The 14,511-nt window shown below is 43.8% G+C and carries 7 protein-coding genes; 4 read left to right on the top strand and 3 right to left on the bottom strand.

The annotated features are described in order from the left end of the window. Window positions 1–401 precede the first annotated feature (401 nt). The 3 genes from OCV27_RS18120 (at window position 402) to OCV27_RS18130 (ending at window position 8,140) form a co-directional block, all read left to right on the top strand. A complete protein-coding gene (locus tag OCV27_RS18120; protein WP_125322199.1) occupies window positions 402–2,150 on the top strand; it encodes a hypothetical protein in 1,749 nt (582 codons plus the stop codon). A 108-nt stretch (window positions 2,151–2,258) separates the two neighbouring features. Continuing rightward, the gene (locus tag OCV27_RS18125; protein ID WP_125322198.1) at window positions 2,259–3,401 is read left to right on the top strand and encodes a lipoprotein; all 1,143 of its coding nucleotides are present in this window, start codon (window positions 2,259–2,261) and stop codon (window positions 3,399–3,401) included. Then, on the top strand, window positions 3,398–8,140 hold the full coding sequence (locus tag OCV27_RS18130; protein WP_125322197.1) for an OmpA family protein: 4,743 nt from the start codon (window positions 3,398–3,400) through the stop codon (window positions 8,138–8,140). The genes OCV27_RS18125 and OCV27_RS18130 overlap by 4 nt, the downstream gene beginning before the upstream one ends. Window positions 8,141–8,217: 77 nt before the next feature. Here OCV27_RS18130 and OCV27_RS18135 read toward each other — a convergent pair whose 3' ends face one another. From OCV27_RS18135 to tssH, 3 genes are all read right to left on the bottom strand, one after another. After that, window positions 8,218–8,979: a rhodanese-like domain-containing protein gene (locus tag OCV27_RS18135; RefSeq protein WP_125322196.1), complete on the bottom strand. Its 762-nt coding sequence runs from the start codon at window positions 8,977–8,979 to the stop codon at window positions 8,218–8,220. Window positions 8,980–9,178: 199 nt separating this feature from the next. Next, a complete protein-coding gene (locus tag OCV27_RS18140) occupies window positions 9,179–10,834 on the bottom strand; it encodes a sigma-54-dependent Fis family transcriptional regulator (RefSeq protein WP_125322195.1) in 1,656 nt (551 codons plus the stop codon). Continuing rightward, window positions 10,821–13,487 carry a type VI secretion system ATPase TssH gene (tssH, locus tag OCV27_RS18145; protein WP_125322194.1) on the bottom strand — a complete coding sequence of 889 codons (2,667 nt, stop codon included), beginning with the start codon at window positions 13,485–13,487 and terminating at the stop codon, window positions 10,821–10,823. Before tssH ends, OCV27_RS18140 begins: the two co-directional genes overlap by 14 nt. Window positions 13,488–13,948: 461 nt before the next feature. Between tssH and OCV27_RS18150 the strand changes: the two genes are divergently transcribed. Continuing rightward, on the top strand, window positions 13,949–14,467 hold the full coding sequence (locus OCV27_RS18150) for an Hcp family type VI secretion system effector (RefSeq protein ID WP_125323278.1): 519 nt from the start codon (window positions 13,949–13,951) through the stop codon (window positions 14,465–14,467). Window positions 14,468–14,511: the final 44 nt, after the last annotated feature.

Here is a 14,511-nt window from a genome sequence, read left to right on the forward strand (position 1 = left end):
AAAAACGTGCTGTTTACTTGTTCACATGATTAATTATCGACTAGGAGAGCGAAATATACCTGTCAAAGTGAAGTTTGGTACATAAATTTCGCCACGTTGCATTGTCTGGCTCAGTTTGTATAGTAGCGCTACACCCACGGGTGTTATCCTGCACAGGTGGTAATGACTATCTGTTTTTTAGTATCTGAAAATGTAGTTGATACTTTAGACGCGATATATCATCGCGTCTTTTTTTATTTAGAATACGGTATATTTTTCAAATTTAAATGATGAATGTGTTAAGTTGATTAGGTTGCAAATATCTCAATTATACGTAGAATGGCTAGCGCCAAATCGTAATTAACCCCTTTGGGGTAACTTGTTACCGCAATCAAAAACATTAATGGTTGTGGAGAACTAAAATGCAATTAATTTGCAAATTTGTTCCAGGAAATTCGCTTTCTAGGGACGTGTTAGACTTTATTTTATCGCCAGATGAATGCATCGGGCAGCTTTCGCGTACGCGCAATCTTCAAGATGTGGCGAGGCAGCTTCCCAAACCTTTGGCTGAAAGTATTCCTCAGTCGGCGAAGAAAGACATCCACCGTTTACTTACCACCCTTAAACAGCGCCTCGTTCGTGCTGATTGGGTCGCCGTGTCATCATTCGCTCGTCGCACTCCGTTGTCAGACACCCAGCTTCAAGCCTATCCAGCGCTAAAAGCACGTATTGATACGCTAGCGGCGCAGCCAGAAAAGAAAGTGGTGAAAGCCAACTATGCCATGGTCACTGACGATGTCCCTTTGGCACGTAACCTCACCTTTACCCCAGTTGAACCCGCGCCAGATAAAAAAATCGTCGTCGAGTTTGCCGGCCAGTGGTTAAGAAATGCGGCCAGTCTGCTTCTTACCAAGACTGAAAAGCAGCGAGAAAAGATCAGCTACCCAAAGGCAGATCTTAAAAATATCCACCGTAGCCTTGTTACATTTAAAGCCCTCGAAGACGAAGCGAAGAATCTTTATTTATCTATTCCCTTGTCTAATCAGACTCAACCGATGAATCTATTGCTTGCAGAAAACCTCACGCCAGTCGATGAGCGCCAAGAGATGTCAGAATGGGAAAACGTCTTGATCCCTGTGGTGCCTATGTATTTTCTAAATGCAGATAAATCCGAGCAGGCAGCAGCAAGGCACATGTCTGGTTACATTTATGTGCTGTGGCAACAAAAAGTATGGCGGGAGCTAGAGATCACTGACAAAGGGTATTATTCCGATATTAATATTGAATATTATCGTGGGGCAGAGCCACAAAGTTCTAAACCTAAACGTCACGCTGATATTTGTATTACCGATCCAGAAAGAGGCAGCCCATTTTCTTATGAGCCTTATCAAGTTGTTCAGAATGGAAAAGTGGTGTGTGAGGGAATACTCAATGATGTTGGTGAGGCTAGGGTTTTTAATCTCACTGAAGAAGAGGTTGACGTGGTGATGACAGATTATGAACCTCAGGTGGTGGTGAAAGTGCAAACTGAGCTAAGCCCGTTTAAAGGCGCGAATTCAGCACTTCGTGAGGCAACAGGTAGGCCAGTACCGCATATTTGGTTGCCGTATAAAATCTTGGGTGAGGTGCAAAGCGTTTTTGTTCACTATAGCGCGACTCAGCTTAGTACACAGCGGCTTTCAGAACTGGAATCAGACCCAAGCCAAGCCACGGAGATTAAAGATTGGGATCAGTATACCAACGCGCAAAGCTTTAAAACGGGCCAAGGGATAACGCGTGCGTTAGCGCTACCAAATATCTCTGAAGTTCAAGCGCTTGAGTATGCTGTGATCTCTAGTCAGTTAGAAAAAAATATCGCTGGGGTTTATATTAATGGCCCAGTAAGCGCGTTAACCTTTGCCTACCCTAGTGATCCTGTGGTTGATGAGTCTGACGATTATTTTGAGCTACAAGAGACGAAAGGGGATTGGTGCCAGCGCTCCTATTTAAGAGATTGCGCGCCCAATGAACAAGGTACCCGGCACATTCAATTTTCCGGCTGGCCTGCTGAGGTGAAAAATGTTGATCTAGTAAGAGGCTATCTAGGCCATAGCCGCCATCAGCGCGACAATCAAACCGTTATTTTCAGCGATAAAAAATTGAGTGAATTATTGGCATATAAACCCCAATAATCCGTTACACGTCATTAAAAATACGTGGGCAGCAAGCTGCGTGCGTTAAAAACAATAATGTGCTTTAAAAACAATAATGTGCGTTAAAAACAAAAAGTAGAGAAGACTATGAAAAAGTATTCAATCTTAACCTTGCTTGCCTTGGCTTTGCTGGCAGGGTGCAATGGTCAAGACACTGAGCCTAGCGAGCAGGCCAACGTGGTCAAAGAGCAAAAGCCGCTCACGGTTAAAGAGAAGATTGCGGCAAAAAATGCCCAGCAGTGGGAAGATGGCCGAGTGTATATCACCGAGCATAATTATGTGACTTATGATAAAGACACCGGTAAACCGCGCCACTTTGTTTTTAAAGCTAAAGAGTGGCCGCGTGAAGATCTCAATAACAAGGAGTCTTACGATTTACCGCGTGTGGTATTTCGCTGGGACAACGCCCGCAATGAAGCAGAAGATCACTATGATCAGCGCGATAAAGTGTGGAGCATTAAAACCGATGGCACTGACCTTCGCTTGGTGGCTGATGAGTTTGTTGGCATTGTAAAGCTGATGCGTATGTCACCCAATAACCGCTATTTAGCGCTCGCCTATTCCGCCGAAGAAGGCATGTTTAAGGTGATTAAAGATCTTAAAACCGGCGAGTATATTGAGCTTGGCCGCTCACGCGGTTACCCCGAGTTTTTATGGGCAGAAGACAGCAGCTATCTCTACTATGTGGATAAATTTAACGACTGGAAATACACCCTTAATAGCGGTGAAAAGCAGCAAGTGGAGACCAAGTTTAATGAATATTCAACGATCTATAATGGCAAGCGTGTGGTTGTGCTTGCCTACGCTGTCGGGGTGTATGATGAGAAAACAGGTAAATGGTTATACTCAGTACGCCCAGAAGAAAAAGGTGGCGATTTAGATGAAAAAGAGTTTCGTAAAAAAAGTGTTAGTCCTACCGGCCGCTATGCTTGGGTTGAAACCCGTAAGCAGCGTTATTTAATTGATGTGAAAAATAAAACTTTTCAATCCGAGGTAAAAGATGGAAATGTGATTGGTAAGTTTGAAAAACTGGCATTGCTTGGGAAAAATGGCAATTACGCCCGCAGTGGTGGAGCGGTACGAGTCTTTTTGTTTGAGTTAAATAACCAGCAGCAACTAGAGCAATATAAGGTGTGGAAGCAGATAGGTACAGGGCATAGTGCGACTAAATCATCGCTTTATAATGCCTTTGCTAATAATGGTGACTTTGTTAAGGGGGAGACATTATGAGTACTTCCCAAGAGGACAAAGCGATTCCAATGCCAGCCGAGTACTATTTATTTGGTGTGTACTTTCCATCTACAGAAGATGATGAAGGTGATAAAACTTACCCAACATGGCATGCGCAAACTAGCCTAATCGATAACCAAGAAGTAACTAATGTGCGCCCTTTATCTCGGGTACCATTGATTAATATTACCGATAGTGATGACCCCCAGCTTTGGGCCGCTCGGCATGACTTTAAACTCAGCAAACTTAACAGTGGTCAGCCAACCGACACTGGGGTATTTGAAGCACTAAAGCCTGAATCCCCGATTCATACCCTTGGCTCGGTCATTGCCAGCAATAGCACTAAGCAATACACCTTTCGTTTTCCGCCTTTGCCACTGATTGCCTCATTGGCTGATTTAAGCGCTAAAGATCTTAGTGATAAAATCACTCAGCTCAGTGGCAAGCTGGAAAATAGTCAGGCCAAACTGACCCTAACTGACATTAGCCCAGCTCAACTTGCCCCGCCTTATAAAGCCGATGCCAGCGGCCAGTTAACGCCAGATCAGAAAGTGTATAATGAGTGGCATCAAAAGGTTAGTGATGCCAAGCAGCCTATTAAGGGTTTTGTTTTGCCTGTGGTGGCCAGCTGTGCTGTGGTTTTCTCGGACAGAGGTTATGTAGATGCAACGGTTAGCTTATATAAGTTTCAGGTGACAGAGAAAGACGGCATTGAGGTTGGCGAATACGTGCAAATCGGTGATAGCGTGCAAGCCGCCCTGCCTAAAGATGAATTGCCAGAAGATGATAAGCAATACCCGTGCGCCTTATTTCACCTTGATCCGGCTGAGTTTGAACAAGGCCTGTACAGTATTCGGGTAGAATTCGATCCTGATCTGATGGAAGAGATCCCTGATTTTGTTAAAAGTGCTCAAATTGAAGAGAAACGTTTTGGATTAAACACTGGCTACCAATACGAACTGCGTGAAAAAATCACCTTTTCGCCACAAACGCCATTGGGCCAGTTTGCCATTGTCAGTGGCGATATGATTTCGCTCGAAGAGTCGCTGATGTATCAGTACCCGCAGTATTTTTCCCATATGAAGCACTACCTGACGGGTAATCCTCAAGGCAAAGCGGCCAAAACCCCAGCGGCGAGAAGCCTAGTGCTGCTTAAAAATATCCGCGATGCTTCCGCGCAGCTTGGCGCAGGGTTAATGAGTGGTAGCTTGCAAGAAACCCTAAACTCAGACGGAAGACAAGCGGTATTTAATAATGTGTCCAAGCTGTATTGGGACGCGGTGAAATCGGATATGCCTGAGGCGATTAAGGCCGCAGGCGAGCTTTATTACGGGGTATACAGCAGCAAAGATGCGCTCACTAGGCTGCAAAATCTGCATAACCCAGCGCTGGCAAACCTTGGTTGGAAAGCGCTATTTAACGACAAGGTGTTTAATCGCCAAACCGCACTGGCAACGGCTGTGTCGACGGCGATGGAAGCAAGTATAGGCAACCGGCAAGTAGTGGCTGGGCGCGTGGCGCAGGCTTGGTTTAGCGGCGGGGCAACCCTTGGTATTCATGCGCTTGGCACCATCAAAAGTGGTATTGATCTTTATACCAAAGGCAAAGCCGTACTGGAAATGGCAAAAAAAGCCAAACAAGCCAAACAGGACATAAGTGAAGTCGCTTACGATTATCTGGATAAAATCCCCGTCTGGAATACCAGCCGAGAAAATCAGCAACAAAAAATCGAGCAAGCGCTAGAAAAAGCCAGAGCCGAAGCTGGCGATGAAATGACGGCAACTATGGTCAATAATGAACGCGGCGCAGGGATTAAAATTGAGTTTAACTTTAATTCCCGTGAGAGTGAGCTTAAGCAGAATAAACCCGTATTTCTCCAGTTAGCTACCGCATTGGCTGAGGTGCTCAAAAGTGAGTCTAACTTACGGGTAGAGATTGAAGGCCATGCCTGTCAAGTTGATACTGAACAAGCGAATATGCAGGTGTCGGCGGAACGGGCTGAAAATGCCAAGCAGTTGCTACTTGAGTCTTCTGCGGTGTTTAAAGACAGGATCTCGCTGGCGATATTTGGTGAAAGTAAACCGCTTTATAGCCCGAAGAAGGGCGAAAGTATTGATCGCAATAATCCTAATCTGCGCCAAAATCGCCGAGTTGAGATCCGTATCTATATGTCATCGCTCGATGTGTTATTTCACCCCAGCCGCTATGGTTCGCAAGCGATGGAGCGCTCGCGCTTAGCTCTTGAAAGCTCAATGAATAAAGAAGACAAGGCGGAAGTTGAGCTGCGGATAGCTATCTTTGAAGGCATTGTCGATGTGGCGTCTTACATTCCTGTGGTTGCCCCTGTGGCGCGTGGTATTTTGTTGGCTAAAGAGAGCGGTCAAGCACTGATTTCAGCGGTTAAGTTGATGGACAATGCCTTTTTTGACTCTTTCTTAACCGATCTCAACAAAAAGCATGATGTGGTACGCGAGTTAGAGCGCTTATCTAAGATTCATATTGAGCTGTTGGCTGAGCTGCGTGAAACCAATGCAGATTTAGAGGAAACTTTTCACAGTTATAAAGAGTTAATTGACTTTTTAGACAGCGAAGAGGCACAAAAAGAGCTGCTTAAACGTTACCAACTTAGAGCGCTGGCAATAAATGGTTTGATATTACTATTGGCAGACCTAGGTGTTCATGCTAAACACCGCTCAGATGGTAACTTTAAACACCTTTTAGAACGTTACAAAGTCAAACAGTACATTGAGCAATATATACTCAGTGATACTTGGTCAGTCAACACCATTAAAGGTACGACACTGGCCGCCAACTGGAAAAACCGTTGTGACGATGAGTACTATGCTGAGTTGGTTAAGAACATGCCTGAAGGTAGTATGTATATGCCATTGCCAAGGCGAAGAGATTCGGCGGTGGGCTATTACCCTTACAGTTATATACCAATGCAAAACATCCCTAAAGCCACGGGTGCATTTAACCGAGTGTTCCCAGTGCAAACTCTGCTCTATGATCACCCACAAGAGTCGATGTTTGATAACTTTGCCAAATCCTTTAACCCGCAAGTGTATGAGCTTAAACAAGAGGCTATCGGTTACTGCCGAATATTGGTTCAATCAGCGCGCAAAACGCCGGAAGATAACCCTTCTTGGTTAGCTTACCAAGATTGGATCAAGCAGTCTGAGAATGGTCATATTGGGCCTTATGATAAAGTTAAAGTACAGATTGTATTGAAAAAGCAGCATGATTCGCCGCGTATGGTGACCATAGGTTATGACAGGGTGGATGGGTATAATATCCAAGGCCCTGGTTTTAGCGATTGGATGCTGCCAATGAAGGCGAGTGGATTTAAACATGACCTAAATAATGACATAAAAGCGTATTATGCCAAGCAAGGATTGGATGAAGACGGAGAGCTGATTGCGATAGAGCATATTCCTTCTTATCGATTTGGCGAAGTCATGATAGATGGTTTAAAACCCATCACCTCAAAAGCGAGATTAGTTCTCACTGATACTTTGATTGGTATGGCGACAATTGGAGACGCATACGCGTATAAAGCCAGTTATAACTATGGCCAAACCAATTCTTTTACCCGTTATGTTCAAGCGGGTGGTTTTAGGAATATGCGCTACTCTCTGGCAATAAGACAAAAAGATGGCAAGAGTGCATTTCACCTACCAGTTGAATTTGAACAAGGAATGAAGAAAAGTGATGAAGATGAACTTCAGGTTGGTGCCCTGACCACAGAGACCAAATTTGTGCTGCTCGACACCAATGTCGGTGAGCGCCATTTGCAGCTGCGGGAAAAAGACTTGTTGGTAGAAAGCTTTACCTTGCGTAGCGAAGAAGGCAACAAGAATACTATTCCTGTGCTTCACGGTATTAAGCAGCAAGTAGTGGCAATTGAAACCAAAGCCTCAGGATTGAACTTTTTTAATCAGCGTAAATGGTATGACTCGGCCGATAATATTTTTCGTGATGGCTTTAGCTGGGGAAATCGAGGCAAAGAAGATCCTGCCGCTATTTATATGCTGCTGTTGGGTGAGAAAATAGAAAAAGGTATCCCCAAATTGGACTGGGAGACCGTCAATATGTGTATGCAGTTAGGTCTAGATGGCAATGAAGGTGGTATTGTTAAAGGGCCTGTCTACTTTACCCAAATGCACCATGTTGGAGAATTTGCTCACGCATCAGGTAAGTGGGCCTTTAATGAGTCACAGCGTGTCGATACACTCAATGATATGAGTGTTATGCGAGGCTTTTTAGACCAAGCGGTTAGCCAGCTCAAAAAAGACAACGATCTTTCTCGCGGCAAGGACTATGCCGTGTATTGTATGCGCTTTGAGCTTAGCTATGTGTCTCCAACAGGTGTAAACCTCGAGGGCTTAAGACCCTTTGGTAAAGTGATTGGTGGCAAAGCTCATCTGGAGCTGTCGGTTGCACATCTTAAACAGGTCGGGTTAGTAGGTGGTGAAGATTATGATAAAAATCGTGATTTGGTGATATCTATTCCTTCCTTAAGCGGCGATGCTGCTTTAGCCGGAAACTACTTCGAGAAAATGCCTTGGCTGGTTGAAAAAGATTCGTCCACAGAAGGTTTAGATAAATCGGCGGCCGAAACGTGGAAGAAGTATGACAAAGCCAAGCGCAAAAAATGGCTTAAAGATTGGATTGAGAAACAGCCAACCGCCGTATTAGCGCCTAAACCACTGGAAAAATCACTCGATAATCCGAAATAATCATGCAAAAAACGCAGGGGCTTTGGCCCTTGCGTTCTAATCTCTGGCCATTGAATATTGTCTTTGGTGAGATTTTATCATTGACTCTTGATATATCCTTCAACCCCGCCTTTCAAAAATTGGTAGTTGGTGTAGTTTTGTCCATCGAGAATATATTGTAGCCATTGTACTTGCTTGCCTACCGCATCAAACACCATAATCTTTGTCGAGGTTTTTTGCTGCTTTAAGAAGGTCTCAAAACGCTCAACAGGGACATTTCGTACTGGCTTGCCTTTGAAGAGCTGTTTTTCCCTCTGGTTCGGGTCTCTTACATCGACAATCACCATATTTGCATCGTTTAACATTGATTCAAACTCTTTTGGAGCCAAAACGCGTGCATTGAAATCTTCTTTACTGATCAACTGCGAACTGTCTTGCATGACTTTACCCAGTAAAATACTGTCTTTTGGGTAGTCGGTTGCCCAGAGGAAAATTCCTGCGTCATAGGCGACGACATTGCTAACGCCTGCTTTCATCGCCCGTTGTGACGCTTTGTAGGACTTCTTGCAGGTAATACCGTTACAGTAAAAGGCGATAGTCTTTCCATCCGCTGAGAGATCTTTGACCTTTTTTTCAAATCCTTTGTTAGACAGAGTAATATGCTTAGCACCGTCAATATGAAGCACGTCAAATTCGAGCCTTGAGCGCACATCAACAACGTTGAGTGTGTCCTTATTTTGTTTTAAGTCGGCAAGTTCAATGGTTTTGACATCTGAATAATCGCCTCGATATGGAAAATCTATACTGAAGGCGGAAAAAGACAGACTGGTGAGTAGTAAAATGGCCAATCTCAATAGCATGATATGCTTCCTTGTAATGCATTGAAGTACCAACAAGTGTAGTTGCTATTGACTATTTTGCTAATTAATGCTTTTAATTGATAACATTAGCAATTTCTTATATAAAGGTTAGTCTAGGAAAGCCAAAAACCAACCCTTTTTGTCAACTGCGGCTGGCTTTTACCTTGTATAAACATTTGCTGAAAAATAGTGACAGGCATTATGCACTTTCATTGAGTTTATTTGATTCACCGGCTGCGGAAATATCATACTTTTTCATTTTATGGCTTAATGTACTGACAGGCAGGGATAACTGTTCTGCCACACGTTTAATTTGCCAGTTTGATGCATTTAGGCACTCAAGTATCACGGTTTTTTCATAATCACCAACAGCTTCTTTAAGACCTTTAGAATAATCGGTAGGTGGTTGGGCTGGATGGGGGCTTGACACAGATTGCAACGTATCAGTAACTTGTGTCTCTAATTGAATAGGGTTGATAAGTAGGCTGGTTTCACCCAACTCAATCTGATTGATGGTCTCGAAATCAGACAGCAGTAATGCGCGTTCAACAATGTTTTTAAGTTCACGGACATTGCCTGGGTAAGTGTATTGGCACAGCTGCTTTTGTACATTAGCGCTTAGCCCTGGAGCTTGTGTAAGCCCGAGATTTGAGGCGCTGTGTTTAACGAAATGCTCAGCCAGTGGCAGTATGTCAGCTTGGCGTTCTCTAAGCGGTGGCAAGGTAACCGGAAATACATTTAGACGGTAAAATAGATCAGCCCGAAATTCGCCATGTCTGATTTTCTCCATCAAATGACAGTGTGTGGCTGCGACAACACGTACATCGACTTCAACTTCTTTGTTTGCACCGACGGGGCGTAATTTACGTTCTTGCAGTACACGTAGTAGCTTAGCTTGCAGCAAGAGCGGCATATCGCCGATTTCATCGAGGAACAAGGTTCCACCATGGGCAGCTTCAAATAGACCTATCTTGTCTTTGTCTGCGCCAGTGAAAGATCCTTTTTTGTGGCCAAACAGCTCAGATTCTAACAGTTGTTCAGGTATTGCTGCGCAGTTTTGCACTATCAGTGGTTGGTCGGCACGGTTTGAATTTTGATGAATGTACTTGGCAATCACCTCTTTACCTGCGCCAGTCTCGCCACGTAGCAATACATCGACTGGAAGGGTTAATACCTTATCCAAGCGGCGTAATACTTCAAGCATCTGCTTACTTTCAGCAATAGGACCTTGGTAATGACTTTGTTTGCGCCTCTTAAGGTGTTGGTTTTCACGTACAAGCGCTGCATTATCTGCACTGAGATCTTTGATCATATGTCCGTATTCTTCAAGCCATACTGCTTGACGAATACAATTAGCAGCCATTTGACAAAAGGCCGTTAATGCAGACTCGTTATCAATGACATTGAGATCAAACAGTGCTAGCAGACCAATGGTTTTATCGCCGTCATCTACGAGTGGCCAAGCGAGAAGGTTGGTACTTTTGTTTCCAAGCGTTAACTCGGTATCATAAATAGCTTCACAGTCATAACCATTGTACTGATAAAGCTCATTGATCAGTACGACTTCGCCATTTTGAATGGCGTAATTAAATGGGTCAGTTGGGCTGGTATGGTCGAACGCTAAAGCCAGCCAAGGATGAGCAGAAAGCGGCTTTTCTTTATGATGTACAATGCTTGGGATCAGCGCTTGCCCTGTTTGGTCAAGCACATAAATGATGCCATGTTTGGAGAGTGTCATTTGACGCGCTGCTGTAAGCACCGCGTCAAGAGTTTGCGCTAATTGGGTACGATCAGCCAAAGATTGGCTGATCGCAAGTAAGGCGTTACTAAGGTCGCTAGGGTTAGCTGAACGCATAAGATAGCGTTCCTTGCTCATCTACTGATATAGTGATTTGGCAATGAGATTCATCTTTGTCGTGAACCAATAACTGATTAGAAAGTTGTGGCAGTAACTGACGGTTTATAACCGCGTCAATGTTACGAGCACCTGTTTCGGCGAGTCGACAGTTACCTAGAACAAACTCGACTAAGGCATCGCTATAGTCCAAGGACAGTTTATGATGGCTTTGCAAACGCTGCGACACTTTGCCTAGTTTATGTTGGATGATCTCTGTCATTGCTTCGTCTGAGAGAGGAACAAACGGCAATACCGACATACGAGCCAGTAATGCAGGCTTGAAGTGTTGATTCAAAGTAGGGCGAATCGCTTCAGCAATGACATTAGCACTGATGTCTTTTGATTGTTGAACCAATGACTCAATGTCGTGAGTTGCAAGATTACTTGTCATGATGATGAGAGTGTTTTTAAAGTCAATGGCACGGCCTTCACCATCGTTAAGTGTTCCTTTGTCGAAGACTTGATAGAAGAGGTTGAGTACTTCTGGATCCGCTTTTTCAACTTCATCAAGTAATACAACAGAGTAAGGTCGCTGGCGAACCGCTTCCGTTAACATACCACCTTCACCGTAACCCACGTAACCTGGAGGTGAGCCGATAAGGCGTGATACTGTGTGTTTTTCTTGGAATTCAGACATATTAATGGTGGTCATAAAGCGCTCGCCACCAAATAGTTGGTCTGCAATAGCACGAGCAGTTTCAGTTTTACCAACACCACTTGGACCGACCAGAAGAAAAACGCCAGTTGGTGCATCAGGGTTACCAAGGCCTGCTTTAGCGGTTTGAATACCTTCTGCTAGCGCATCAATCGCGTACTCTTGACCTTTGATGTTACTGGTTAGACTGTCTTTGAGATTGAGTGTTGTTTGTGCTTCATCTTGTAACATTTTACCCATTGGGATACCAGTCCAGTCAGAAATGACGTGACTTATTTCATCGGGACCAACTTCGAAATGAACTAGTGGGTTGCTGCCACGGATCGCATCTAATTGTTCCTGACAAGCATAAATCGCAAATCGGACTGCTTCTTCATCCATCTCTAAATAAGGTGATGGTTCGTGTTCTTCGTCTTGTCCTTCTTCAACTTGTTTTACGTCTCCGCTAACCAAAAAGTGAAGTCTGCTACGTAGCGAGATCATTTCTTCAATTTGCTGCTTTTCATTTTGCCACTGAGCTTCTTGAACTTCTAATTCAGCTTGAGTTTGTTCCATCTGCTGTTTGAGATCTGGAATAGACGCTAGGCTGTGCTTATCACCGGTTTGTTGCAGGGCGTCACGTTCAAGTGCTTCAAGCTCACGATCTTGGGCGGCAAGTTGTTGTTGGAGAGTTTCAACTGATGCTGGAACGGCGTTTAAGCTGATGTTGACACGTGCACAGGCGGTATCTAATACGTCGATTGCTTTATCTGGTAGTTGCCGTCCTGAGATATAGCGAGCCGATAAAGCGGCTGCGGCCGTGATGGCATCGTCACGAACATACACATTGTGAGACTTTTCATATGCAGGACGCAGACCTCGAATAATAAGCGCTGCTTGCTGCGGCGAAGGTTCATCAAGTTTAACCAGTTGGAAACGACGTGCTAATGCAGGGTCTTTTTCAAAGTATTTTTTGTACTCTGACCATGTAGTAGCTGCGATTGTTTTGACTTCTCCACGAGCAAGCGCAGGCTTGAGTAGGTTTGCAGCATCGCTGCCACCGGCTTGGTTTCCGCCACCAACAAGTGTGTGCGCTTCATCAATGAACAGAATAATAGGCGTAGGGGAGTTTTTTACCTCATCAAGTACGGCGTTGAGGCGTTTTTCAAACTCACCTTTGACACTCGCACCAGCTTGAAGCAAGCCCATATCTAGGCCGTACAACTCAACACCTTTTAAGTTGTCGGGTACTTCCCCTTGCACGATTTTAAGTGCGAGTCCTTCTACTACAGCGGTTTTTCCAACGCCGGGTTCACCTACTGCAATCGGGTTGTTTTTCCTACGACGAGCAAGAATATCAACAATCTGGCGGATCTCTTGATCTCGGCAGAACACAGGATCAATTTCACCTTTACGAGCTTTACCCGTAAAGTCAGTAGTAAATTTGCTCAGTGCTGAGCCTTCTTCTCTGGCTTCTGTTTTTTCAGAGCTTGCTACTTGAGCTTCCAGAGACTGAGTAGTGAGTTCTGAAAAGTTGCGCTTTAAGCTATCTTGATTCACGCTTTCGAGCAAGGCTGCGTAGGCATGTTGACCATATCTTAGAGGATTACTTACCAGCGTTAATAGTAATGCACCTGAGCGAATTTGTGACTGAGACAGATCGAGTGATGAGACCAGCCAGCTTTCTTGTAACCACTCAATTAAAAGTGCTGAAAAAACGGGTTTACCACCATTGCCTTTTGGGCTCGTGTCTAACGTTGAACGAATTGATTGGCGTAGGATGTTTTCTGAGCAATCAAAGTGTGCAAGCAGAACATCAAAGTCACTATTAGGTCTCTCAAGTAGACTGAGTAAAAAATGCTCAATTTGTACTTCATTTGCTTTTTCAGATACTGCCAAAGCTGCCGCGTCTTCTAGCGCAACTTTGGTGATAGGGTGCAGACGTTGAATTAAAGAGGAAAGATTGATGTTTATCATTGTCTTTATCGAGCTTATCGGTTGTTTTTAATTGAATAGAATTATACTAAATAATAACGATTTTTTTTTTTACTCAGCTATTTTAACAGGTGTTTTCTGGTTATTTTTTTGGTGATAATAAATGGATTGACACCATATATTCAATGCTATGTAGACAGTATGATTATTGTTTTAGTTAAAATGACTTCAGGGCCCGTTAATAACGCTTTTTTTGTATATCTGTGAGCCGTTGTTTTATTCATTGATATGAGTGACAATTAATTGAGTTGATTCAACAAAAACTTGTTTAATTTTACAATTTATTGAAATTATAGATATATAAAATAAAGCATTGAAATATAATAAGCTTTTGATTTTAAAGTGTTTAAAAGTTGGCACGGAGTTTGTATTATTACTTTAGAGTCGCGGTAATAAGCGATTTGGTGAATTTAAATAAATAAGAATTTTAGAAGGAATATAAGATGCCAACTCCAGCGTATATGTCTATCACGGGTGAAACTCAACAAGAAATTACAAAAGGTGCTTACACTGCGGAATCAGTAGGTAACTCATGGCAAGAAGGGCACGAAGATGAGTTTCTAGTACAGGAACTTGATCATATAATCACTATTCCTCGTGATCCACAAAGTGGTCAGCCTACAGGTCAACGTGTACATAAGCCAGTTGTGGTTACTAAAGTACAAGACTGCTGTTCACCACTACTTTTCAACGCACTAGTATCTGGTGAGAAACTGCCGGAGTGTAACATCAAATTTTTCCGTACTTCTATCCAAGGTAAGCAAGAGCACTACTACACAATTAAGCTTGTGGATGCACTACTAGTCGACATGCAAACTCGTATGGCTCACTGTCAGGATGCTGCAACATCTGATCGTGTAACTGAAGAAGTATTGAGCTTCACTTACCGTGCAATCGAAGTAACTCACGAAGTTATGGGTAAAGGCGGTAACGACGACTGGCGTGCTCCACGCGAAGCGTAATCGTCACTCGTTAGCGTAATGGGCCAGCGTATGTTGGCCCTAAT

The organism is Vibrio pectenicida (assembly GCA_024347015.1).
GTDB lineage: Bacteria > Pseudomonadota > Gammaproteobacteria > Enterobacterales > Vibrionaceae > Vibrio > Vibrio pectenicida.

What these genes read in the sequence shown, in the direction of transcription:
- OCV27_RS18150 (WP_125323278.1), top strand. Translation starts at nt 13,949, where the DNA reads ATGCCAACTCCAGCGTATATGTCTATCACGGGTGAAACTCAACAAGAA.
- OCV27_RS18130 (WP_125322197.1), top strand. Translation starts at nt 3,398, where the DNA reads ATGAGTACTTCCCAAGAGGACAAAGCGATTCCAATGCCAGCCGAGTAC.
- OCV27_RS18135 (WP_125322196.1), bottom strand. Translation starts at nt 8,979, where the DNA reads ATGCTATTGAGATTGGCCATTTTACTACTCACCAGTCTGTCTTTTTCC.
- tssH (WP_125322194.1), bottom strand. Translation starts at nt 13,487, where the DNA reads ATGATAAACATCAATCTTTCCTCTTTAATTCAACGTCTGCACCCTATC.
- OCV27_RS18120 (WP_125322199.1), top strand. Translation starts at nt 402, where the DNA reads ATGCAATTAATTTGCAAATTTGTTCCAGGAAATTCGCTTTCTAGGGAC.
- OCV27_RS18125 (WP_125322198.1), top strand. Translation starts at nt 2,259, where the DNA reads ATGAAAAAGTATTCAATCTTAACCTTGCTTGCCTTGGCTTTGCTGGCA.
- OCV27_RS18140 (WP_125322195.1), bottom strand. Translation starts at nt 10,834, where the DNA reads ATGCGTTCAGCTAACCCTAGCGACCTTAGTAACGCCTTACTTGCGATC.